This window comes from Parapedobacter lycopersici (assembly GCF_024643285.1).
Lineage (GTDB): Bacteria > Bacteroidota > Bacteroidia > Sphingobacteriales > Sphingobacteriaceae > Parapedobacter > Parapedobacter lycopersici.
This window is the reverse complement of the sequence record NZ_JAMSLW010000001.1, coordinates 651,222-676,948: the sequence shown is the minus strand read 5'-3', so window position 1 is coordinate 676,948 and position 25,727 is coordinate 651,222. Positions and strand designations below refer to the sequence as shown.

18 protein-coding genes are annotated in these 25,727 nt (G+C 42.9%); 12 read left to right on the top strand and 6 right to left on the bottom strand.

The window, feature by feature from the left end; genetic code table 11:
* The first annotated feature begins 64 nt into the window (after positions 1-64).
* From NEV57_RS03030 to NEV57_RS02985, 10 genes are all read left to right on the top strand, one after another.
* Positions 65-1,108: a helix-turn-helix domain-containing protein gene (locus tag NEV57_RS03030; protein WP_257656799.1), complete on the top strand. Its 1,044-nt coding sequence runs from the start codon at positions 65-67 to the stop codon at positions 1,106-1,108.
* 376 nt (positions 1,109-1,484) lie between these two features.
* Positions 1,485-2,573, top strand: a complete 1,089-nt coding sequence (locus NEV57_RS03025; RefSeq protein WP_257656798.1) for a hybrid sensor histidine kinase/response regulator — start codon at positions 1,485-1,487, stop codon at positions 2,571-2,573.
* Positions 2,574-2,639: 66 nt separating this feature from the next.
* Positions 2,640-3,035, top strand: coding sequence for a response regulator (locus NEV57_RS03020; protein WP_257656797.1), 396 nt, complete (start codon positions 2,640-2,642; stop codon positions 3,033-3,035).
* A 210-nt stretch (positions 3,036-3,245) separates the two neighbouring features.
* Positions 3,246-3,632 (top strand): response regulator, encoded by a 387-nt coding sequence (locus NEV57_RS03015; protein ID WP_257656796.1) that lies wholly within the window; start codon positions 3,246-3,248, stop codon positions 3,630-3,632.
* Positions 3,619-4,710, top strand: a complete 1,092-nt coding sequence (locus NEV57_RS03010; RefSeq protein WP_257656795.1) for a sugar transferase — start codon at positions 3,619-3,621, stop codon at positions 4,708-4,710. Before NEV57_RS03015 ends, NEV57_RS03010 begins: the two co-directional genes overlap by 14 nt.
* A gap of 33 nt (positions 4,711-4,743) precedes the next feature.
* Positions 4,744-5,430: a TolC family protein gene (locus tag NEV57_RS03005; protein ID WP_257656794.1), complete on the top strand. Its 687-nt coding sequence runs from the start codon at positions 4,744-4,746 to the stop codon at positions 5,428-5,430.
* A gap of 22 nt (positions 5,431-5,452) precedes the next feature.
* Positions 5,453-7,585, top strand: coding sequence for an exopolysaccharide transport family protein (locus NEV57_RS03000; protein ID WP_257656793.1), 2,133 nt, complete (start codon positions 5,453-5,455; stop codon positions 7,583-7,585).
* A gap of 223 nt (positions 7,586-7,808) precedes the next feature.
* Positions 7,809-9,059, top strand: a complete 1,251-nt coding sequence (locus NEV57_RS02995; protein ID WP_257656792.1) for an O-antigen ligase family protein — start codon at positions 7,809-7,811, stop codon at positions 9,057-9,059.
* Positions 9,060-9,165: 106 nt separating this feature from the next.
* The gene (locus NEV57_RS02990; protein WP_257656791.1) at positions 9,166-10,380 is read left to right on the top strand and encodes a glycosyltransferase; all 1,215 of its coding nucleotides are present in this window, start codon (positions 9,166-9,168) and stop codon (positions 10,378-10,380) included.
* 5 nt (positions 10,381-10,385) lie between these two features.
* Positions 10,386-11,579, top strand: coding sequence for a glycosyltransferase (locus tag NEV57_RS02985; RefSeq protein WP_257656790.1), 1,194 nt, complete (start codon positions 10,386-10,388; stop codon positions 11,577-11,579).
* A 97-nt stretch (positions 11,580-11,676) separates the two neighbouring features.
* Here NEV57_RS02985 and NEV57_RS02980 read toward each other — a convergent pair whose 3' ends face one another.
* Together NEV57_RS02980 and NEV57_RS02975 are read right to left on the bottom strand one after the other, a co-directional pair.
* Complete coding sequence (locus NEV57_RS02980; RefSeq protein WP_257656789.1) at positions 11,677-12,546, bottom strand: glycosyltransferase family 2 protein; 870 nt, start codon at positions 12,544-12,546, stop codon at positions 11,677-11,679.
* A 239-nt stretch (positions 12,547-12,785) separates the two neighbouring features.
* A complete protein-coding gene (locus tag NEV57_RS02975) occupies positions 12,786-13,685 on the bottom strand; it encodes a beta-1,6-N-acetylglucosaminyltransferase (protein WP_257656788.1) in 900 nt (299 codons plus the stop codon).
* Between the two features lie 637 nt (positions 13,686-14,322).
* Here NEV57_RS02975 and NEV57_RS02970 point away from each other — a divergent pair.
* Together NEV57_RS02970 and NEV57_RS02965 are read left to right on the top strand one after the other, a co-directional pair.
* On the top strand, positions 14,323-14,901 hold the full coding sequence (locus NEV57_RS02970; RefSeq protein ID WP_257656787.1) for a gluconate 2-dehydrogenase subunit 3 family protein: 579 nt from the start codon (positions 14,323-14,325) through the stop codon (positions 14,899-14,901).
* Between the two features lie 31 nt (positions 14,902-14,932).
* Entirely contained in the window at positions 14,933-16,624 is a 1,692-nt protein-coding gene (locus NEV57_RS02965) for a GMC oxidoreductase (RefSeq protein ID WP_257656786.1), read from the top strand.
* Between the two features lie 31 nt (positions 16,625-16,655).
* Here the strand turns inward: NEV57_RS02965 and NEV57_RS02960 are convergent, their stop codons facing one another.
* The 4 genes from NEV57_RS02960 to NEV57_RS02945 form a co-directional block, all read right to left on the bottom strand.
* On the bottom strand, positions 16,656-18,074 hold the full coding sequence (locus NEV57_RS02960; RefSeq protein ID WP_257656785.1) for a hypothetical protein: 1,419 nt from the start codon (positions 18,072-18,074) through the stop codon (positions 16,656-16,658).
* A 104-nt stretch (positions 18,075-18,178) separates the two neighbouring features.
* Positions 18,179-19,531 carry a flippase gene (locus NEV57_RS02955; RefSeq protein ID WP_257656784.1) on the bottom strand — a complete coding sequence of 451 codons (1,353 nt, stop codon included), beginning with the start codon at positions 19,529-19,531 and terminating at the stop codon, positions 18,179-18,181.
* A gap of 136 nt (positions 19,532-19,667) precedes the next feature.
* Positions 19,668-23,693: a non-ribosomal peptide synthetase gene (locus NEV57_RS02950; RefSeq protein ID WP_257656783.1), complete on the bottom strand. Its 4,026-nt coding sequence runs from the start codon at positions 23,691-23,693 to the stop codon at positions 19,668-19,670.
* 415 nt (positions 23,694-24,108) lie between these two features.
* Entirely contained in the window at positions 24,109-25,707 is a 1,599-nt protein-coding gene (locus tag NEV57_RS02945; protein ID WP_257656782.1) for a hypothetical protein, read from the bottom strand.
* Positions 25,708-25,727: the final 20 nt, after the last annotated feature.

Sequence of the window (25,727 nt, the reverse complement as noted above, 5' to 3'; positions counted from 1 at the left end):
CAACCTATTCACTTCTTGGCTGTTAGTGTCCGTTATTTTGATCGGTTCGCTTACGTTGAGCTGTTTGCGCGCAAAGGCATTCTTCCCGGCTTACGAAAAAATGCTGACCCTGAATGTCTGGCTGCTCGTTATACATGCATTCCATGTATTGATATGTCGAACATTCTTTCCTGATTGGCAGGGACTTAGTTGGGCCGCACCTTATGGCCTCTTGTATCCGGTACTGCTTTTTTTCTGCTTTAAGTCGGCCATTCTCAGTCGAAGCCTGAAACCGCTTTACGTTTTTTTGCACTGCTCCCCCTTTGTCTTATTTACCATTGCTTATGTGGGTTTAATTGCGGCAAATGTGCCGGAAGACAGTGCTGTATTTGAATCATATCGGACGTGGTTGTTTCGGCTGATTATCATTTCTTTTATTGGATATAGCTTAATGATCTGGTCGTCACCACGGCACGCGCGCGGACCCTCAATTGCCCAGTTGCTGAACGTCTCCGTGTCGCTGCTGGTGTTACTGAGTCTTTTATTTCTGGCTCTGGGTCGTGCGCTTCCGAATATTGGATTCGATGCGCCTGGTTTCCCCGAACTGATGACATGCGGGATCATGTTGGCTTATGTGACTTTATTGTTTTGGCATAAACTGGTTGTGATTAAATATGTTGATCCGTATACCCGGGCAAATCCAGGTACTGTCCATTTGGAAAGCGTGGAGTCGCCTGAAGAGAAACCTGAAGCAGCCATTTACAAGAAATCTGCAGTAACGCCGGACAGGCTTGCTGTTTATGAGGAGCGGGTCCGCGCAATCATGATTGAAGAACAGTTATTTCTCGACCCGCAGTTCAATTTGGGGAAACTCTCGGCGATGACGGGTATACCCAAGCATCACCTATCCCAGGTGTTCAGTCTGCGGTTCGGGAAGGGATTTGCAACCATGATAGGGGAATTAAGAATCAATTACGCAGTAGCTTTGATTAATGAATCTGAAGAAAAGCTTAATATTGAAGCGTTGGCGTATGAATGTGGGTTCAATTCCAAGGTTTCGTTTAACCGCCATTTTAAGCAACTTACCGGCATTAATCCTTCTGCATATCGGAAAGGTCATACAGAATGACCGGCTTTCCATCGCCACACCAGACTTTTTTAATAGCGATCGGTGTTCTTTATTTAGTGATTGCCCTAGGCGCAGCGCTCTTCGCTCATGGAACGCTTCCGTTCGACGCGACCCGGTGTAGGTCGACTACGCCGCAGGGATGCATATTGCAATAATTAAGTGAATGGGAGGGTAGGTGATTTTAATCAGGCAGCGTAAACAGCAATTTATAAAATTCTGCTGTTTTTGATATATCAATTTGCTGGGATGGACTTATTGGTTGTGTTATGAGACATATTTGTTCAGTATAAGTCGGATTTTTGACACACAGATACTATCCATATGAAAAGGTTCATTTATGGGGTGCCAATATTATGATTTCTATTTTCATTGAATTATGGTAGATGATGTCAAAATACTTTATGTTGATGACGATCTTAATAACTTAATCGGTTTTAAGGCCAGTTTACGTAAATTGTATAAAGTATACCTGGCGAAGAGTGTAGCACACGCACGTGAGATTCTTGAGAAACACGACGATATCCGGATTGTATTCTCTGACCAGCATATGCCGGAGACTTCCGGAATCGCTTTTTTTGAGCTTTTGCGGGAGATATACCCGCAGGCGGTGCGGATTTTAGTGACGGGCTACGCCAGCAAGCTGAGTGTTGTGGAAGATGCGATAAACCGGGGCAATGTTTTCCGGTATATGAAAAAGCCATGGAAAACCGATACGCTACTCCGGATCATCGCAGAGGCCAACCAATTCTATTTGGCTTCCTGGCTATTGGCAGAAAAGAATAAGGAGTTGGAGAAAGCGTATGTTGAACTGGATAAGTTTGCCCATAGCGTCAGTCACGATATCAGGGGGCCGCTGGCTGGCATTATGTCGGCTACGCAGCTGGCCAAGGATATTGATGACGAGGCAGAGATTGATGCCATTTTGACGATTATCGGCCATTCGGCGGAACGGCTGGATCGCTATATCCAGAACGTACACGATTATTACAGTGTCCGACGGGGGGAATTTTTGATCGTAGATGTTGATTTCGGAACCTTACGCCAGGAACTGATCGATATGTATGATGCCACGGTAAGTTCAAAAAATATACGATTTACCGTGGATATCGACGAAACAGGATCATTCAGAAATGACGAAACGGCAATCAAGCTTATTCTGACCAATTTGATTTCAAATGCCTTTAAATACCAACGGGCAGATGCGGCGGAACGAATGGTGAATGTCAATATGTCGGTGCAAAAAGGCACGGCAATTTTTGTGGTCAAAGACAACGGAATCGGAATACAGGAACACTACTTAAAGGATATATTCAATCTCTTTTTCAGGGCTTCTTTACAGGAGCCGGGAAGCGGTCTGGGCTTATACAATGTAAAGAGCCTGTTAAGTAAATTGGGGGGTGACATTACCGTTGAATCGACACATCTGGTCGGCTCAACATTTACGGTCTTTCTTCCAACAAAATAAGTTAATAAAAAAAGTTAACATTCATCAAATTAGAATTACCTTTACATGTTTAATTTGTAAAAACGTATGGCATTACCGTTTCTTGTAATTGACGACAGTGCTTTAGACTGCCTGATCGTTAAGAAAGTTATCGGTTTTAGTGGGAGGGGCTCGGACGTAATTGTATTTAACGACGTGATAGGGGCTTTGGAATATATAAAAAATACACCGATTGACCAGCTTCCATTATTAACTGTTATTACACTGGATATTATGATGCCTGTGATGGATGGCTTTGACTTTTTAGATAATTTCCTATTATTGCCCGCTGAGCGTCAGCAGCGCTTCAAGATATTTGTCTTATCGTTGTCAAACAGCCCCTTTACATTGAAAAGGCTGGCTGATTACGAAGTGGTTGCTACGGTGATTGAAAAGCCGATTACCATTGACAAATTGGATCGGGCGCTTTTGGAAACAATATAAGCATCGGAACGGTTGCTGAACAGACGGGGAGTTGTTCTTAGGGGCTGTGAGCGTAACGAACTGTTTCAATTTGTTGGGGAATACAAACAATTGCTATTCAATTGTTGTTCCGTATGAAGTATCTAAATTAGATTGACGAAATTTGTTCCGTTTTTAGGCGGGGCACACGATCATTAAAATTCAGCAAGAATAATCAACTAAAGAATCTATATGAAGAAACAGATACTCGTGGTAGATGATGAACCGGCTATCCTCCAACTTTTAAAGCTTATCTTTTCTAAGGAGTATGATGTTGTGCTGAAGGGGAATGGATATGATGCGATGCTGTGGCTGGAAGAAGCTAATCACCCTGACTTAATTATCCTGGATGTCGAAATGCCGTATTTTAATGGCCCTGAATTTTTAAAATCAATCAAGGTTAGCGGGCTTTTCCGGGACATCCCTGTTATTATTCTATCGGTAACGGAAGATTCAGATTCATTGTATAAGCGTACACCTTATGTAATTGAGCGGTTTATTAAAAAACCGTTTGATCCCATTAAGTTGAAAAAGGTTGTTAATGACGTATTGAACGATGTTTCACATGAACAACTTTAATGTAGAGGTTGCGAATAGACGTGCATTTATTCCGAACCTGGCCTATAGCGGACGATCATTTTATAATGAGTTTTATGGACTGTTGAGTGATTTCGACGTTGACCACCTGTCATCAATCCAGGAACTGAAAGAACATTTGGGTAACTGTTCAATTATTACCAGTCCGGAAGTGATTATCATGGAGGTTGATGATGATAAAGAAATTTTTCACCTGGTTCAGGAAATCCGTGCCAACCCGTTGACTTCGGGTGCGATTGTGATTCTATTGGCCGAAGTACATAATTCCGGATTGAAATCCCGGGCATTAAAGGAAAAAGTGAATGATTTTTACATTTATCCTTTTGATATCAACGAGATATCGGAGCGGCTTAAGTTTCTTATCAAGTTCAAACTGATCAAGCCAGATGTTAAAAAACTGATTTCCAATACGGTTAAAGAATACCGTATACCATTGGGTAAGCGATTGTTTGACATTTTTTTTGCCACGATCGCAATCCTGCTGCTGAGCCCATTGTTTATTGTTATTGCTTTGCTAATCAAGCTGGGATCGCGCGGACCTGTTATATATAAAAGCAAACGGGCGGGTACAGGCTACCGGATCTTTGATTTTTACAAATTCCGGTCGATGGTTGTGGATGCCGATACCAAGTTGAAGGAGCTGTCAGCAACCGCAAACCAGTATGCTGCGGGTGATCTTAAACAGAAAGAACCGCTGGCATTCATTAAGATTAAAAATGATCCCCGCATTACGAAGGTGGGTAACTTCATCCGTAATACCAGTATAGACGAACTGCCCCAGTTATTCAACGTGCTGAAAGGCGACATGTCTATCGTTGGGAACCGGCCTTTGCCATTGTATGAAGCGGAATTGCTGACGTCAAATTTATGGGCTATGCGATTTTTGGGCCCTGCGGGGATTACCGGCCTTTGGCAGGTAAGCAAACGGGGTAAAAGCGAGATGTCCGATGAAGAGCGGAAGGAACTCGATAATTTTTACGCAAAGAATAGTTCATTTTTCATTGACATGAAGATAATCCTGAAAACAGTGCCTGCGCTGTTACAAAAGGAAGCGGTTTGATTAATAAATTGTAAATAAATTAGATAGACTATTATGAATAGAAAAATTATTGTTATTTTTTGTGTGGTGTTCTTTGCAGCCATTAGCATGCGTGCTCAGGAATCCATCATACCGGATGTAAATTATAATCAATTACAGAAGTATATTGAGCTGGCGAAGGAAAACTTCCCGCGGAAAAAGGTGTTCGAAGCCCAGGAAGAAGGGGCAAAGGCCGGGGTGCCTGCCGCCACAATGGCTTACCTTGAGCCGTTTAATGCTTCTTACTTTTACAGACCGGATGATAAAAGCACAATTGATGTAAATAATCCGTATGTATTCAATGGATTTCAATTTGGCGTGAATGTCAATTTAGGAAGCATATTACAGACACCTTATCGCGTTAAACAGGCAAAAGCTGAATATAAAGTAGCGGTAGAACAGAACAATGAGTACGACTTGCTTTTGGCCAATGAGGTGAAACGGAGGTATTATGATTATCTGCTGGCGTTGAAGGACCTGCGAATCAAGACGACAGGTGTACAGAATGCCATCAGTATCGGTCAAGAATTACGTCATAAATTTGAAAACGCGGAAATTACACACGAAAGCTATAGCATGGCTGTCCGGCTGCTTACCGAGGCGGAGTCCGAGAACCTGATGGCAGAATCAACCCTGTTGAAGGCGAAGGATGCGCTGGAAGAAATTATCGGTACATCGCTGGAATCGGCTAATGCACAATAGATTTATTGATTATTGATCGAAAATGGACGTTCAGGCACTCATAAAGTATATTCTCAAACGTAAATGGATTGTTGTTATTGTGACTGCACTGTCAATGCTGGCAACGGTATTGATGGTTATGGATCTGCCGCCGGAATATAGTTCATTAGCACAGATCTCTACGGGTCTTACCGATCAATCACAACAAACTTCCGGCGAAAATCACCTGGATTATTTTGGGGTCAGTTCGCAATTCGGCAATATCATCGAAATGATGCGGAGTAGAAGGGTGGTCAGCATGATCACCAATAAGCTAATCTTGCACGACTTAGAAAATGCGCAAACGAGTTTTACGCCATGGTCTGATGTGGTGAAGGAATTAACTCCGGATCAACTTGCGCAGGCGATGCAGGCATTTGGGGAAAAACTGGTAAGGAAGGAACCGGTTACCGTCCTTGATAACGGTACGGTGCCCTTATACGATATCGTTTATTCTATGGGATATGACGAGGAGGGGGTGCTTAAGAAATTGACTATTGAACGATCAGGTGAGAGTGATTTTATTAATGTGTCATACCTTTCGACGAATCCGCAACTTTCGTCTTTTGTGGTAAATACGCTAACCACGGACTTTATTACGTATTATTCAGGTATGACGCTGGCTAACCAAAATAGGTCATTGGAACTGCTGGATTCGGTAATGCGGGAAAAGCAGCTTGTTATGGACCAAAAAAATAACGAGCTCCGGAATTACAAGGTTTCCAGCGGCGTACTTAACCTGGGTACCCAGTCGGATGTGATTTATCAGCAGATTGCCCAGATTGAGGGTAAGCGCGCGCAGACTATCAATCAGGTCCAGTCGCTTCAGGGTGCATTATCCGATATTAACAGGCGGTTGGCGGACGGTGAAAGCCGGCGCGGAAATACGGTTTCGGATAATGTGGATCTCATCAATATCGATAATCAACTCAAAGTTGCCAATCAACGTTATATCGATAATAATTTTCGTGAAGCTGATAAGCGTACGGTTGACTCGTTAACCCGTATAAAGGCCGCAATGGTGAACAGCAACTCGGATAATTATCTGGTTAATCCGACACTGCTCAGGCAGAACCTAACGGATCAGAAGGCCAAGCTGGAAACGGATTTGGCGCTGGCGAAAAGCGGTATGGCATCCATTGATGCCGAATTGAATACATTGAGAAGCCGCTATAATGTGATGGTGCCAACCGATGCAGGTGTACAAAATCTGGAACGGGATGCCGAGGTAGCTACGCGGGAATACCTGGAGGCCCTGAATCGTTATAACCAAGCCAACGTTGATAACAGCACCCGGGTGCGTTTGCGTATTACTGAGGTAGGTATGCCGGGCGCACCGGAGCCCTCGAAAAAAATCGTCTACGTAGGCTTATCTGGCTTTGCTGGTTTATCGCTTTGTCTGTCTTTTTTAACAATTATGTTCATGACAGATAAACGGATAAAAGATGCGGCTGCACTGGCACAGGCGACAAAACAGGAGGTGATCGGTTCCCTGAACCTGATCACCGAGGAAAATAAGGATTTGAGGGACATTTGGCAGGATGACAACACCATCGTCAATTACTCGGTTTATAAGGACCTGCTAAGGTCGATCCGTTTTGAGATCGACAGGAAAATGACCAGCCAGCATTTTAAAACGCTTGGTGTTACCAGCCTGAATCAGGGAGATGGAAAAACGTTTATTGCCGGAAGCCTGGCTTACGCATTTGCAATGACCGGGAAAACCGTACTGTTAATTAAAGATGATGCATCGGATCTGCTAAATGTAATCTCTAATAAAGAGACTCAAGCTGACCAGAACTTTGAATCCTTTTTGGTTAAGAAGGAAATTAAGGTTGAGGATTTGATTACGGTATTAAACCGGAATCCAAAAAACAATTCCTTAATGGAGTTGAATAATTCAAATAGCCTGATTGCCGGATTTAATTATTTAAAGGATAAATTTGACATGATTATCATCGACATTAACAACCTAAAGGATATCAATCAGGCAAAAGAGTGGTTGATGTTTACCGAATGTTCCATTGCTGTTTTCGAAGCGGACAGATCGATTACGGATGCGGATAAAGGCGCGCTGGATATTATCCAAAAGCAAAGCGGATTTTTGGGTTGGGTTTTGAATAAGGTTCCGGTTTAAACACGCGATAGCGAACAACTGCTGCATTTTAGTATGTATCCATATATTTTTAAGGGCTGTGATTAGGACCCGAAGATAACTTCTCTTCAAGATTGCTTTTGTTATTATGGGGATATTAGTGCCGCTTGCCATAATTTTATTCAGTTTCGCGAGTGTTTTTTTTGCTCGTCTTTTTCAGAAACCTATTATTGGTGTCTACGCAACGCTGATTTTCTGTTTTGTGATGCCGGCATTCACCCGGGAACTGACAGGTGTACCACTTGGCCTTGGCTTGGAAGCGCTGTTGCTCTGTACCTGGGTTGCTGTATTTTTCAACAATCGGAAATACCAATGGAATACCCTGAACAATGATTTAGTTATACTAACCGTTCTTTGGTTTCTGGTTTCCGTATTGGAGGTATTTAATCCCGCGGATGCAAGTATTATCGGTTGGGTACAGGAGTTGCGGAGCGCGGCTCTACACCCTCTTTTGATTATTCCGCTCACTTTGCTGGTATGTAATAGCAAAAAATCACTTAACACATTTTTGATCTTAACCATTGCTATTTCTGTATTGGGAGCAATTAACGGCCTCCGGCAGCTTAAATTGGGGCTGACATCGGGAGAACGTTTATTTGTTGAGGAAATGGCAACCACCCACTTGATCTGGGGAAAATTGCGGGTTTTTTCTTTTTTCACAGATGCCGGACAGTATGGTGCTTCCCAGGCACATATCGCCCTGATAGCAGGATTATTGGTGTTCGGACCGTTCAAATGGTGGGTCAGGGCGCTTTTGGCTGTTTGTTGCATCTTATTGTGCGTTGGAATGCTTATTTCCGGAACAAGGGGTGCGTTGTTTGTACTAATCGCCGGGGCGGCAGTAGCTGTATTTTTATTCAAGAATTTTAAGATACTGGTACTTGGCGGTTTTTTGCTTATTGCGGCGATTGGCTTTTTGAAGTTTACCAATATCGGGAGCGGGAACTATCAGATATATCGGCTTCGTACGGCCTTAGATCCGAAAGATGCATCACTGAATGTTCGGTTTTATAATCAACGAATTTTAGGTGATTACCTGAAAGACAAACCTTTTGGGGGAGGGCTTGGGGTCATCGGGGCATGGGGACATGAATATAACAGTGATAAGTTTTTGTCTACCATTGAGCCCGATAGTTACTGGGTTAAAGTGTGGGCAATGTACGGAATTGTGGGATTTGTGTTATGGTTCTGTATGATGATGTACCTACTGGGCAAATGCGGTGGGATTGCATGGCAGATACGGGATCCGATATTGCGAATTAAAGTCATTGCATTAGTAGCCGGTGCATTCGGCGTTTTTGTTGCAAGTTATGGGAATGAAGTGATCAACAGGATACCCTCTTCGATATTAGTATATATGTCAATGGCCTTTGTATATTTAAGTCCTCGTTTCGACCGTCAGAGCCGACAGCAGGATGAGGTTGATCAACAGAAAGAAACAGCTTATGCCATTTGAGATTTTTGTTGTCCCGGGTTTGATTTTTTTAATCTACGGTTTCTATCGGGGGTTCCGGGCGAAATAACGGTCCGGATATTTGTCGATGCCATTTTAGAACGAAGATATGCTGATAAATGAGAATGTTGTCATCGTTGGCCAACAGCCCTGGGATACCACAATAGGAAGCAATTGTAAGGATATTGCCTTGGAAATGAGTAAAAATAACAAGGTACTTTACGTCAACTCCCCGTTGGATCGGATTACGGCAATACGTCATCAGGAAGAGGATGCTGTAAAAAAAAGAAAAGAGGTTGTCGCCAGTAAAACGAATGCTATCGTTAAAATAAAGGAAAATTTATGGAATCTTTATCCCAGCTGCCTGGTTGAATCCGTTAATTGGCTGAAACCATTTTGGCTGTTTGATTACTTTAATGCACGTAATAATAGAAAGTTTGCAAAATCGATAACGGATGCATTAACCGAGCTGGGCTTCAATGATTTTATTTTATTTAACGATAACGAAATCATCAAGTGCTTTTACTTGTCTGATTACCTTGATTCCAAGCTGAATATCTATTACTCCCGTGATTATATATTGGCCACTCCGTATTGGCGGAAACACGGCATAAAACTGGAACCGCAGATCATAGCAAAGAACGATCTTTGTTTTGCCAACTCATCTTACTTAAGAGATTATTGCAAACAATATAATCCCAACGCTTATGATGTCGGCCAGGGATGCAGTATTCCCGATACCGCCACCAATCCACAGGAACGGCCGGCAGATTTTGAGAAGTTGGATAATCAAAAGCCCATCGTTGGATACCTAGGGGCACTGCAGAGCATCCGGTTGGACATTGAACTCATTAAACACCTTGCCGAAAGTAAACCGGAATGGAATATTGTTTTGGTTGGACCGGAAGACACGCAATTTATGAATAGTGAACTCCATGGGATACCAAATGTGGTTTTTACGGGGAGTAAGCCTCCTGAGCAATTGTGGCAGTATATCCAGCACTTTGACGTCTGTATTAATCCACAGCTGATTAATGAACTTACAATAGGCAATTATCCCCGTAAAATTGATGAATACCTGGCCATGAGTAAGCCTGTTGTCGCCATCCGGACTGAAGCGATGAACCTGTTTAAAGACTTCGTGTACCTGGCTAATGATAAAGAAGATTTCGTTAACCAGGTTGAAGCCGCGCTAGCTGAAGATAAGGATGAAAGCGTTGTAACGGCCCGGAAATTATTTGCAGCGTCGCATACCTGGGAAAATTCGGTAAACAAGATGTACACAGTCATCGACGAGTACCTCTGCCAACATCAAAACAATTAGGTACTATGTTGTTTCTAGCCAATACGATCGCATTGATTGTCCAGGGAATTATTGGTGTGAATCTGCTCATGCCGATGATCTTTTATCTAGCGGATCGGGTGACGGGGAAAAGGCGTCCGCATTATCCGATTACACACCCACAACAGGATAAAGTATTTGACTATGCGGTTATCGTCACTGCATATGAAGAAACGGCACTGCTCCCAGCAGTGGTTAATTCGTTGCTGCGTTTAAATTACAACCGGTATATCATTTATGTTGTCGCTGACAATTGCGATGTCTCTGATTTGCATTTTAACGATGAAAGGATTGTCATATTGCGACCACCGACTGTGCTGGCCAGTAATGTAAAATCACATTTTTATGCGATTGAAAATTTTATCCGCCCGCATGATAACCTAACCATCATCGACAGTGATAACGAAGTAGTTCCCGATTACCTGAACGAGTTGAACGTATATTTCAATCAGGGCTTTGAAGCGGTTCAGGGGCCGAGAAAGGCAAAAAATCTCAACACGACATATGCATGTTTGGACGCCGCCCGGGATATTTACTATCATTTCTACGACGCCAGGATTTTGTTTAATCTGGGTTCGTCGGCAACCTTGGCCGGTTCCGGTATGGCGTTTAATGTTGATTTATACAAACGGCTGCTTGGCAACTATCAGCAAAAAGGGGCAGGTTTTGACAAGGTGCTGCAGTTTGAAATTGTGAATGATAATAAACGTATTGCCTATGCTGCCAAAGCGGTGGTCTATGATGAGAAGACGGCTCGGTCCGAGCAGCTTGTTAAGCAGCGTGCCCGCTGGATAAACACTTGGTTTAAATATTTTTATTTTGGATTCGTTCTTTTGTACAAGGCAGTTAAGCACGGAAACCGCAATCAATTTTTATTTGGGCTGACGCTGGTAAGACCACCGTTGTTTATTTTTTTATTGCTCAGTTTTTTGTGTCTGTTAATTCATGTTTTGTTCGGTGCATTTTTATTGGCAGGCATTTGGTTGCTGGCATTGCTGATTTTTGTAATCAGCTTCCTTTTGGCTCTTTATCATTCTGAAACCGATAAAAGAATTTATGCCGCGTTGACCGGTATTCCGAAGTTTATTTTTTTTCAGGTAAAATCCCTGTTTTACGCAAAACGGGCCAATAAAATCTCGGTAGCGACAAAACATGCATCTCAGAAGACCGATCGGCAGTGAATTAAGGAGAAGCAAAATATCAAAAAACGTTGTCCCGGTGACTTTACCGGACGATGGGATTAAAGAGATTCAATTTAAAGGAGCTAGATGCCTTTCACTAATCATTCTCTGACGTCTTTGTGTCGTGCAGTCTAGGTTCTTTAAATAATGAAGTAAAACGCTTGAATTCCTTTCGTACGCGAAGGCCAAATGCATTCAGCAGCGTTCCGTCCTTTTGAAGTGTGCGCGGCTTTGTCCAGACACGTGTACTATTCCGCTTAAGTTGCTTTACCTTTCCGAATTTCATTAGGTCGAAGCACATACGGCCATCTTCTCCGCGTATGTTACGCAGGACGAATCCTACTTGTAACGCATAAGATTTAATAAAACCCATGCTCATGCCTAATGTGTTTAAATACGGGTGCTTATAGTGCCGCAAATTTGCGATGCTGTCCTTGAGTTTTTCAAACAGGAAGAGCTGCCACCTTGGGTAGCTTTTCTCAGGTATGAACGAATAACGCCCATAAACACAAACCACCCCCGGCTGTTTTAACAGTCCAACCATTTCCGATAGCCAATTATTGGGATAAATGCAATCCGCATCCGCCAGCAGGATGTATTCCCCAGCCGCTGCTTCCAATCCCATCTGTCTCGCCGCGCCACAACCCTGGATGGGCTGAAATAGACTTTTGAGGGCAAGACGGTCCAATACATCTTGTGTACGATCCGTTGAATTATTGTTGACAACAATAATTTCAAAGGGAATCTGTGTATCCATGTCTGCGAGGCTAGCAATTGTCTTTAACAAATTTGCTTCTTCATTCCAGGCGGCAATAACCACACTAACGAGTGGTGCTGCCGATTGGCACTTTTTGATTAATTTTTGATTAACCTCTTGAAATAAATGAGTTGGGATTGTCTCATAATTAGTGAAAGGAAATTCATACTGCTCGATCCATCGAGGAGCATTAAATACCGATGTTCTCATTTATTTTTCGTGGGACAATTGTAAAACAGACTTTTCGGGCCTTTTTTTACGGACAAAAATAGGTCCATTTTATCTTGTTTGCTATTGTTTTTATGAAAGCCAACAACTTTTGTTGTAACTAGTTGATAGTAAATAAGTTTATTTATTCGGTAAATCTGAACGTTGTTTTTATCGACAGCGTAATTTGCTTGGTATAGGTGTTTAATCGTTCCCAGCCTTATCGTTACTGGCTATTGTGATCAGCTCTTTTCAGAATTGAAAGCCCCCAGCAGGTTTTCGTCAATTAAGTCTAGCAACGTTGCTGATGCCGTCGTGTCAAATTTCCTGGCAAAGAATTTTCCTGACGATTGAATGATAGTAAAATCCGCGGCTGTCAATGTTTTTGGGCTTGGCCGACGTTCTTGCCAATCGATATAACGTAGGTTATCATTGATAACCCGTGTCCGATGCTTGGAATTCAATAGGATCGTTTGGAAAAAAAACTCATCCGATCCCCAGGTATACCGGAAAAAACGCGTGATATCGGAAGTCTTTTTTACGTAAGCCAGCACTTCGTCCAAGTGTTCGACTGAAAGCGTGAACCACTGTGACCGGCCAGCGACTTCCATGCCTTTTGGTTTCTTGCGTTTAGGTATTAAAAAATTGATTAATTTTTGTGAGGTGTAGCTCCCCGGAATCGCAATATCGGGAAAATGGTACCGCTGAAACCTGAATTTGGCTTCTTCCCACCAGGGAGAGCCCTCCGTCTCATATTCGAAAAATGACCTGCCGATATTTTGCAGAAGAAATGTATGAAACTGATGCATCGGCCGTAGCGGATAATCTGCCCCGCTTAGCAAATTGATGAAGTGATATGGACGATTGGTGTTCTTTACTTCTGAAAGGCTAGCCAAGGTTGCCTGTACCATACTATATCCGCCCCATTTAACGTCTACTCGTTGTCTGATAAAATGACAATTTGGAGCCCGTTGGACTGCCGACTGAAAAATTTCGATCCGGGCTTTTTTATCCACGTGGATATAGACATCTGCACTTGGATGCGCAAGTGCCTGAACCAACCTGCCAACTTGCTCGGGGTTTGTGTGCGCTAATATGACATGTGCAACGCGAACTGTGGTAAGTTTTTCCACCTTTTCCATATATCTTTGCCTGGATAATTACTACTACAAATGGCATGCTAGAGTTAATGGCTCTCATTGCGACCGAATGGTCACACTGCCTATAATATCGTTCTGCGAAAATAAGTATTTCGGTCACAATGAGTGACTGTTTTTACCTAATTCTAAAGTTGAAAAAGCCGTGTCAAACTGAGCTTACATATAAGCGCCGATCCCCGTTTGTTTCTCGTTGTCTTGTTGATCCAAATACACCTGCACCCTAACCCCAATTTCCGTTCCTTTCCGTATCCTGTCGTATCATTAATTAAAAAAATATTCAGGCCCATTGATTCCCAAGAATTGCTTAAATTTGGCTTCACCTAATGGTTTCGATCCGATAGTTGTATCTTGAAGGTCAAAGGTCATTTTCGTCTTTTGCATTTGACACAACCGAGCTGTATCATAGCTAAAGAAAAATGCAGTAAAGGCGTAAAGTAGTGCTTAAATATCAACTGTTTCATGACCATTATTGTCGTGAAATATATATGCGAAAGTAACTTTTTTCGATTGCTGAACCAACATGTCCCAATTATACTGCGCGAAGAGCCATGATTTGTAGTGTTTATGCTACAAATATAGACGTAAAAGACCAGATGTTGAATTATAAATCCATGTACGTTTGAACAGAAAACAGGCAATTCTCAGCATCCTCTTTATAATAGGAGTATTTATCTCGTTCTTTTATTTTTATAAATGGCTGAAAATGTATTTGTGGCGGGTTTCTGACGAAGATTTGGAAAGCCAAAGAATACTGATTGAAGAACTTGCTGAAACCATTATTCCCCAAACAGATACACCGGGCGCCAAGCAGGCCGGGGTAGCGGATTTTATCATCAACAAAGTGAAATTCTTTTTGTCCAATCAAGAACGTAATGTGTTTGCATTGGGGCTCGAAAATATCGAGATGTTGAGTAAGCGTAAATTTGACCGATCATTCCAATCCTGCACCACGCAACAGCGGGAAGCAATATTGAAGACGCTGGAAGACCGGGAATGGCGTAAAGAGAGCTTGCCTTCCTGGGTTAAAAGGAAGTTGTTTGGCCGCTCATTTATTGATTTATTAAAAACGTTTACGGTCGAGGGTTTTTGCACGTCAGAACTTGGAGCAACACAATGCTTGGTGTATGATGCTGTCCCTGTACACTATTTGCCCTGTGTGAATTTGATACAGGGACAACGCTCATGGGCTACGAAATGATATGCTGACTTCATAAGATATAGTATTACGAATGAATATAAAATCCGCCCCGACAACTTACGATGCGATCGTCGTCGGATCTGGAATTAGTGGAGGCTGGGCCGCAAAGGAACTTTGCGAAATGGGGTTGAAAACGTTGGTGCTGGAACGCGGAAGGGATGTAAAGCATATAGCCGATTACACAACAGCCTTAATGAATCCATGGGACTTCAAGTATGGCCTGGAAAATACCATTGACGATCAGCGCAATAACCCTGTACAAAGCACCAGTTACGATGCCGGAGATAAACATTTCTTTGTGCGTGATCAGGAGCATCCCTATATCCAGGAAACGCCGTTTAACTGGATAAGAGGATATCAGGTAGGGGGGCGGTCGCTGACCTGGGGAAGGCAATGCTATCGATGGAGTGACTTGGATTTCGCCGCAAATGGCAAAGAGGGCATTGGTGTGGATTGGCCGATACGATACCGGGACCTGGCACCTTGGTATGATTATGTGGAGGCTTTTGTCGGAGTAAGTGGTCAATCAGAAGGGCTTGCACAATTACCAGATGGTATTTTCCAACCACCAATGGAGTTGAATTGTATTGAGCAGCATCTGAAAGCGTATATCAAAAAAGATGATGCCCGTAGAGTACTGACCATTGCCCGTGTGGCAAATTTAACCAAACCTGTTGATGGCCGAGGGCTTTGCCTGAATAGAAATCTGTGTTCAAGAGGATGCCCTTACGGCGGGTACTTCAGCAGTAACAGCGCAACGCTGCCGGCTGCCGCGGCAACAGGTAATCTCACATTGCATCCACATGCCATTGTGATGGAAATCCTGTACGATGATGCGGGATCGAAAGCCACGGGCGTTCGGGTAATGGATGCGGTGAGCATGGAAGTGACCGAGTATTATGCTCGTATTATTTTTCTGAATGCCTCCACAATTGCAACGGCGGCTATTCTTTTAAACTCTAAATCCGGTCGGTTTCCGGACGGCTTGGGAAATGATAGTGGTGAGCTCGGGCGCAATCTGATGGATCATCATTCGTATGCCGGCGCCTATGGAGTATTCGGAGATAAAATGCTGGATAAGTATTATAAAGGAAGAAGGCCAAGTGGTTTTATTATCCCCCGTTTTCGGAATTTGGAACAGAATGAGGGAATGGGGTTCCTGCGCGGCTATGGTATTCAGGGACATGGTGAACGGCAGGAGTGGGGGGACCGATCGAATTTTCTCAATGGTTTTGGAAAGTCATTCAAGGACCAGTTAACGAAGCCCGGACCGTGGACGATATGGATGGCTGGTTGGGGTGAATGTCTGCCGTATCCTAAAAATCGCGTAACACTTGATGTAACAGAGCGCGATAAATGGGGAATGCCTTTGGTGCGTATTTCGTTCAGTTACGGTGAAAATGAGCGTGTCATGATGGGCGATATCGAAGAAACAACAGCCGAAATGTTGGAGAAAGCAGGCTTTGAAGATGTATATCCATTCAACTACAATAAACCCGGCGGGTCTACCATACATGAAATGGGAACCGCACGAATGGGAGCTGATCCGGAAACTTCAGTATTGAATAGATTCAATCAAATCCATTCCGTCAAAAATATTTTCGTGACCGATGGTAGCTGCATGACATCTTCGGGTTCTCAAAATCCATCATTGACTTATATGGCATTGACTGCAAGGGCATGTCATTACGCTGCGTCTGAAATGAAAAAAGGGAATCTGTAATTCCCTTTTTTATAACTTACAACAATATACCTTATTCTACGGCCCCGATTGAAGGTGAGTTTCCATCACGGTGAATACCATAAAAGTCATTGTCAACGAGTGTTGCCATACCGCTCCCTTTCGCTGGTGAACCATTGTTCAGTTTGAATGATTCGGCTACGAGACCTGCCTGATCTAACGAGTTGAAATACAAATTATCAGAGCCGATAATCTTTGTGTTTCCAAGTGGATGCCAAATGTCGCTTTTTGGACTTCTCACCGGAAAATTATAACCTAAATTATTAAATACCTCACATTGCCCGCCAAGTAAGCCATAGATGTCAACCACGGCTGCGGGAAACGCATCTCTGGATAAATTAAGGTTACCACAGGTGTTATTGAACACTTTAACATTCGCATAGGTTGTTTGGCCACCGACCATCATATTGGAAAATGCCTGGACTTCAAAAGCAGAATATTTTCTCGAGTTAACTACAATGTTGTTATAAATGAGAATATCCTTGGGTGTATTACCAATTGATACGGCCCAGGCACGAATGCTATTCCCCTGATGATTGCTGACAAAATTATTGTGGAATTTTCCATTACCGATTACATGAAAAATACCATTGTGGTTATTGTTGTCCGTGTTGACGTTATCAATGACATTGTGATGAATATCGTAATCAAGGGCGTTGTTAATATAAAAAATGTTTCCTCCTCTGGGGGAGTCCCGATAATTGATATAGGATATTTCAAGATTCTTGTAAACGCCTACTAATGAACCGCCGTTTATTCCACCATTGAATTGAATAAACTGTCCAGTGCCAACGCAGTCCATCTTTTGAATTTTAAGGTTGTCGCTGTAGGAGCCTTGCTGGCCTGTATAATTCAGTCTGTTATCATAGAAAATGACATAATCTTTCACATTTGAGAATGACATATTACTCAATGTGAGATTACTGATTGCATCTTGTAGGATGATCGCACGATAATCGTTGTCCTTGAAAATAAATCCCTTATTATCTCCGCCTTTGATATCACCTGTAATAACTACACCATCTAAGTTAGCCAGGGTAAGTGCTGATCGGGTACCGGCTAATACGACATTTCCACCGTCGTTTGAGATGGAGATCGGGCATCCCGCACCGGCATTGATGTTTCGAATGGTAATTGACGAATAATTCCCCGCTTTGATCCTGATCGAAGTCTCACAATCGTATTTGAACTTGCTTCCATCGATAACCAACTGACGGTTACCGCTTGCTTCAAAATAAAGTATACTGGGATCTGATCCAACTGGATCAGTAGGAGTAGGATCTTCTTTTGGAGGGGTTCCCGTGATAGTTGTGTCTGGTATATCAGTATCTGGCGATAATGAAGACGTTTTTTTACAAGACAATAAAATTGTTATAATAACCAACACGAAACCGACATACCGGCCCCTGCCTACGGAGAATACTCCTTTCATAAGGATTTAATTAACCTTTTTTCTTATACAATACCGGAACTATCTTTCAATTTGTGATGGAAGAAACCAATCAAAATTTAGGCCAAATAATTGCTTGAAATCCCTTAGGCTGTGTTATTTTTTTTCCCCATAATTTTTTTAAACATCTCTGGGTAGAATTCAAGCGTGTATTTCCATACATTCAATAAGCTTACATTTAGCAAATTACGGAGTGTGTATTGTGATATGAGAAAGAAAATTATATACGTTAACAAAGTAGCAAAAGCGGCTCCCATAATACCCCAACGGGTAATGAATACATAATTAAGACCAATATTGATTACGCCAGAAGTCAATACCAAAAGAAAATTAAGCTTGGTTTTGCCCATTGAATCTAAAATAGTGCCTAGCTGCCTGCTGAACGGCACAAACATGCTATAGAAAAGGGTGATTTTCAATAACGGAAGCGACTCGTCGTATCTGCCACCGGCAATGTAATGGATAAGGGTGTCGGCAAATAAGAGGATGCAGAGCAATGCCGGAATAAGAACTGCTAATATCGTCCCTACTGATTTTTCATACAGATACTTCAATGCAGGCAATCCCTCTTCTTCCAGACGTTTGGCACCCTGAGGGAAAACGATGGTTGCCATCGCATTTGTAGGCACATTGGCGAGATTACTGATTCGTACCGCAATGTTAAAAATACCGGTTGCAGCAGGAGATAACATGGCGCCCAGCATCATTTGATCAATGGAATCGGATAATATCGCATTGATGGATGTCCCCATTGAATATTTTCCATAGTGGAATACTCGCTTAGCCCATGACATGTCCACAAATATGCGAAACGAGACACGTTTTCGGATGTAAACAAAAGAGGGGATTGTGGCGATGATGTTAACAACCAAGTTGGCATAAATCATTCGCATTAGCGTAACCTCTAAATCAAAAATATAGGATACTAAAACATAGGTGAAAAACAACGATTGATACAGGAACTGCGTTAGGAATGTTCCTTTGAAATTCAAAAAAGCCTGCTCAACACTATTAAAATGCATTTGTAAGCTTGAAAAAACAAAGGATATGCTAAAAAACCAAAGCATATGGGTTAGCTTGGGCGTATTCCAAATATTGCTTAGCAGGGGGGCCACCGCACACATCAACGCAATAGATACAATGGTCATGATCATATTCATAGAGAATGTGGTAGCAATGACCTGTTTTTTTTCGTTCTCGGACGATGTTCCCGAAATGAACTTAATGGTCGCATTCTGCAATAGTCCGTTACGAGCAATGGCAAATACGGCAATGGAAGATAAAAACAGAATCCACGTTCCGTAGTCATTTTTATCCAATACTCTGAGTAACAGATAAAAGGATCCAAACCCAAATAGAACGTTTGAAGTGTTTTGGATGAGATTCAGCAAACCGGAACGGATCCAGTAATTGTCTCTGATATTTTTGGTTAGACTCATATATTACAAATCAGGTTGTATATTGCAAGCATGCAGATACGCAGATAGCCAATGTCAATTCATCATAAGCGATATGACAGAGAACCGGTTTTAAATTGCTGTGGATTGATAAGTAAACGTTAAGCGGGTCCAGCTCCTAATTTTCATCTAATACTTTCTGTAGAATCCGGCCGAAATCCTTATCATTTGGTGGCGCAAAGATCAAGTTGTGCTCACCTGGAATGTTATATATTTTTACTCCTTTTTTCGCAAATTTTTTCCAGCCCAGGTACTTAAAGTCCTTGGCATAGAAGCGATGGATTGTCGCCCTGAATACATGGATATCTAAATCAATTGGTTCAAGTACATAATTGTATACGGCCTCGTTGTTAATTTTGTCAACTTTATTCAAATACCCAAAAAAGCCAATAACATCATCCGATTTGCCTGTAATCTTCCAATATAATCGAATGACTCTACGTTTAATGCTCGTGTATTTGTAAGCTACGGTATCCTTCGGATCTTTTGCTAGAAGATAAAACGAATGCAACACCTTCATGCTAAATGTACCGAAACGTTTGGGATATTTAATATACCACGGAAGAAATTTATCGGTTTCGTATGAAAACGTGTCAAACATGGCCAACATGCGTACTTCTTTCCCCATTTCGAGTAATTGTTTTGCCATCTCATAGGCAATTAACCCTCCGAGAGAGAATCCGGAAAGTGCATATGGCCCAGTCGGATTTTGGGAAAGTATTTCGGAAATGTAATGTGCGGCCATTTCCGGAATAGAGGTAAATGGCTCCTCCTCACCATTAAGACCCCTCGCTTGTAGGCCATATATGGGTTGTTCTTTATCCAGGTGTGCAGTCAGTGTGTTGAATAGCAGCACATTTAAGCCTGCTCCATGTACAATGTAAAGCGGATTCTTTTTGCCATCGGGCTTAATCGGTACGAGACAGTCCCACTTGATCGTCTTTTCATTGTCTAATAATATAGCGAGCCGCTCGATGGTCGGATGCTCAAACAGGCTCGCTAGCGGCAATTTAACCCCCGTTTCCTTTTCAATTTTTAACATTACATCCAACGCAAGCAGGGAATGCCCTCCCAGCTCAAAAAAATCATCGTCCTTCTGTATATCTGTTGTCTTGAAAATGGAGGCCCAAATGTCCAATACCTTTTGTTCATTTGCTGTCAACGCGGATCCGTTTGCTGTATCCGCTGCAAAAGTAATAGCTGAAGGTGGCTTGGGAAGCGCTTTCCGGTCGACTTTCTTGTTTGGTGTCAATGGGAATTCTGAAAGCAGCACCCAATCATTCGGAACCATATAGGAGGGTAGGGCGGACGCAAGTTCCTGTTTCCATCGCCTGATCGATTCCTTGTCAGCAGGTGTTCCGCTTTGGGGAATTGATTTTTGTTTTCCATCGTCTATTGGTAACAAATAAGCAACAAGCCGTTGGTCACCCGGTCTGTCTTCCCGGGCAATTACGATCGATTCCTTGATCCCTTTCTGCTTATTTAAGTGATACTCTATCTCGCCCAATTCGATTCGGAATCCCCTGATTTTTACCTGTGTGTCTATGCGGCCTAGGCATTGTATCTCACCATTGGGTAAGACTTTGCCCAAGTCACCCGTACGGTAAAACCTAGTGCCCGGCGTAGCGGCAAACGGATCAGGCAGAAAACGATCGGCATTGAGCTCGGGACGATTCAGGTAGCCCCGTGCAACTCCGGCGCCGCCGATGCAGATTTCCCCTTCCTGACCCATTCCGAGCGGCGACAAGGTTTCATCTAGTATATAGGCTTGGGTATTGGCTATGGGTTTACCTATCGTAATGGGGAGTTCGTTTGGTCTTATCCGTTTAATGATGGAATATATGGTCGTTTCTGTGGGTCCATACCCATTCCATACTTCATCGCAGAGATCCAATAACTTCTCGGCCAAATCAGGCGGAAATGCCTCGCCGCCGCAAATACATTTGATGCCTAACCGCTGACTCCAACCCGATTCCAGCATCATGCGCCAGGTTGCCGGTGTAGCTTGTAATATCGTTACCGCTTCGGACTTGACAATATTGAGTATCCGATAACTGTCAAGGCGCATATCAGCGTCAGCTAATATCATGGTCGCACCAGATATCAATGGAAGATAGAGCTCCAGGCCAGCGATGTCAAACGAAATTGTGGTCAGCGCCAACAGCTTATCAGCAGCAGTCACTCCGGGCTCACGTTGCATGCTCAGCAGCAAATTCGCCAAATTATGGTGTTCAATCTGTACGCCTTTTGGCTTTCCTGTGGATCCCGAAGTATATAATACATAAACCAAATCGCTGCCCTGAAGAGCCGGCTGTGGTGTTTCGGCTGTATAAGCGTTAAGACCTGCTATCAGCTCATCGTAAAGCAATTCTTTCGCCTGGCTGCTAAACAGCCGGCTGTATTTAGATTCGGTCAGCAAAAGCTTAGCCGACGAATCCTGCAACATGAATTCAATACGATTGACAGGATAATTGGGGTCTAATGGAATGTAGGCGGCGCCCGACTTGATCACACCAAGTAAAGCGATCACCATATCAATGGATCGGTCCATGGCTACACCGATGATGTCTCCAACGGTAATGTCTTTGGCAATTAAGTAATTTGCCAATTGGCTGGACCGTGTTTCCAGCTCATGGTAACTAATTGCTTTTCCATTGAACGAAATGGCCGTTTTATCCGGCATCTCGGCCGCAATTTCTGTAATGTATGCTGTGAATGGTTTGTCCTTTGGATAGGGATAGACCGTTTCCTGAGTGGCTTTGGCCTGCTCAATATTCTCATTGATTTTGATGTCTGCTAGCCTGATGGTCGGCTGGGCAATGATTGTATTTAAAAGGCCCGTAAACCGCTTCATCATCGAGGCAATTGTTTCCGGTGTAAACAATTGCGTGTTATAGGACCATTCAAGCGTTAAGGCATCTTCAGCACCCGATACATTCAAGAAAATATCAAATGTTTCACACTTTCTGGGATTCGAGATCAGGCGATGTGTAACTCCGTAAAAGGAGACACCAGTATCCATACCCATGTCAATATTAAAGACGAGCGACACTAATGGAACCTGGGATGGGTCACGCTTGATGTTCAGTTTTTTAATTAGTGTTCCGAACGTTACCTGTTGATGGTCTAAATCATCCAGGATTTCTGATTTACGGCGCTTTAAATGTTCCAGGAACGATGCCTGGCTGTTCATCTCACTTTTAATGGGAAGTAAATTGACGCAATGACCCACTAAGCTAAAATGCCCGGTAGCTGACTGTCCGGCGGCAGGAAGTCCGATGACGATATCATCCTGGCCCGTAAGTCGATGGATGAACACTTCATATGCAGTCAATAGTGTCGTCACAAAGCTACTGCCCACTTTAGCACCCAGCTCCTTGATTTTGCCAACAAATTCTTTATCTAAGCGATAATCATCCCGTTTACTCTTAAAGGTTCGTTTTTTTGGACGCGGAAAATCCAAGGGTAACGCGAGTTGTGGAATATTTTTGTATTTGTCTAGCCAATAGCGTTCTGTATGGGCATATTCTTCAGTTTTTGTAAATGCCAATAAATGTGACACATAATCGCCGTATGCCAGCGGCATTTTTGGAAGCGGTGTATTGTTGAAGTTCGCATTATAGATTTTGCTCAGATCCTCCAATATTGCGCCTAAAGACCACCCATCACAAATAATATGATGCGCCTTGATCGTGAAAAGGTATTGCGTGTTGCTTTTTTTAAACAGCGTAAACTGTATGAGCGGGGCCTCGCTGAGATTAAATGGAGTCTCCGCATCTTTTTGATGAAAATCTCCGATGGTCACCGCTTGGCCTTGTGCCGGTAGAGCACTTAAGTCTATTAATGTGAATTTTAAAGGAACAGCGGTGTAAATGATCATATTACGGCCGTCCGCGCTGAAAGACGTCCGTAATGACTCATGTCGAACCAACAGCTTTGCTAATGATTCCTCAAACTTATCAGACTGCAAACTTCCATTGAAATCCAATGAAATCGACTCATTGTAAGCAAGGTTAGCATCCGTTCCACCGAGCACACAAGACAACCAGATTTCCTGCTGTGATTCAGTAAGGGGAACTACTTTTTCTATTGTAGGGCCTGCAAAAGGATCAAAATCTACTGGACTTAGTAAATGATCAATCATGGTTTATGAAGTCTGTTTTTTTATTTGCAAATAATCCCTGTTTCTAACGCTTTAAACATTGCTTTTTTATTTATCCAATTTATTTTCACGAGCTGCTGATCTATTTTTCAACGCAATCAAGTCTGGTTTCATCAATGGGTTCAATTTGAGAGGTTAAGGTTTCCATAATGGGCGTATAATTGCTCCACGGCAAATGTAAACATTTCTTTGAAATTTATGACAAGGAGCTTTGCTGCCGACAGTGATAACCCTCATTTTTTTTGGATAACCCGGATATTCAACGGTGAAAATAGAAGAACTGATTTTTAGTTGCTCAAAATAGTATCTCCAACACTCCAAAATAAAGAAGATCCTTATCGCGAAGGCGTAGTCTTCAGACTCGTAAACATCACATTTCCCCGTAAATTGGTAACGGCTATTCAATAAAATCAACACTTATAAATAACGGCTTTTCCGAGACGTTAATCTGTACCGTTTCATTTGCAACAGCTAACGTGGTGTGTTTCCCATCGGTACTGTTGGGTGTTGGTTCAATGGCTTGTGCAGTTTTGGCGCCCTTTATCGGTAAAACATAATTAGTAGCTGTATAGCCCCGGCTCGTTTTTGCCCATATTGCATAAACCCCACGATCAGATGATGTGTCTTTAAACTTGTAAATCAAAATATTATCATCATTTGCTTTAACCTCCCCCGCAAACTGCATATTGGTTAATGTATTTTTCATGGTATATACGTAATACCACGATTTCTTTGGTGTCCATTCCCCTTTCTGGGTAACTAATCCCGAAGTTGAAAACCACTGCGGATTATTTGGGTCAACGTCCCTTAGCATATACATCTGAGCACGGTCAACTCCGGCAGCAGCGAAGGCTAAATAAGCCCTGAGCAGCCACTGTGCCTGTACTTCCTGACGGTCGAACTGTCCGATAATCGGCGGGCTCAGTACGGATCCCTCGTGCGTGTCCCATCCGAACTCGGACACCCATACCTCCAGACTTTCCAAATGTTTGTCTCGATAATCCGTCAGCGCCTGTAATTTTTCCTTAAATTGGGCTTCTTCAGGACTGAGTGCCGGACCTCCTCCCTGATGATTGTAGCCGTTTTTCCAGGCATAGATGTGTACGTTGATCACGTCAGCTGCAAATTTCTGATCGGCACGGTTATCATGAAACCAGGCTCGCATTTTTTCTATATAATTAACATCAACGCTGGCTAGTCCGCCCATGACTACTTTCATATTGGGGTCTGCATTTTTTACCCCAAAAGTACCTTTTCCTCCACTCCCTAATTGTTGACCATGTCCATCGTAGTCGGCACTTAGCATCGCTGCGTATTCTTCGGGCGAAAACTGTGCGTTAGGACCCTCCCAATTGCGATCCTGCTCATTCCAGTCTTCCAGGTAACGGACCAGGTTTAGACCCGAAAGTGCCGGTTGACCGGAATGCAGCGTTAAGACGGAGGGATCAACCTGTTGCGAGCCATACCGTGCGGCAAACTGATAGAGATAATGTGATCTGGCAAGATATGAACGGGGATCTTTGGTGTTGGCTGAAGCTTGATCGGTTGGTTTGTCGTTCGTAGGGAAACGGTTCTGCTGGTTTTGTAGCCAGGGGGCGGCCCCGTGCAGGCATGGGACAATGTCGAGCTTATGATCATGGATTGTCCGGTAAAACTGGTCAAAATCCCAGCCGACCAGATTCGGAGACCACTGCATCTCGTTGTCGGGATAGCCATTATAGGAAGGATCACCATTTCCTTCGTCCCATTGCCATAAATGATACTCCCTGATGAATCCAAGCGCTTCCATTCTTTCCACGGGATCATCAACGAATGCATTTGCGCCGATGAACCCATCCATGGTTATGGAGGTCCTATCAGAAGTTTCTGGAGAGCTGTCACCTTCAATAAAATTTTCACGTTTTTTATTACAGCTAGCTAAAAAAATAATTAGGAAGCAAGACAGTAACAGCGGGAAATTATACGAGGCAAGGTTGAAATGTTTTCGGGGTTTCATGAGATGAAATTAGGTTAAGT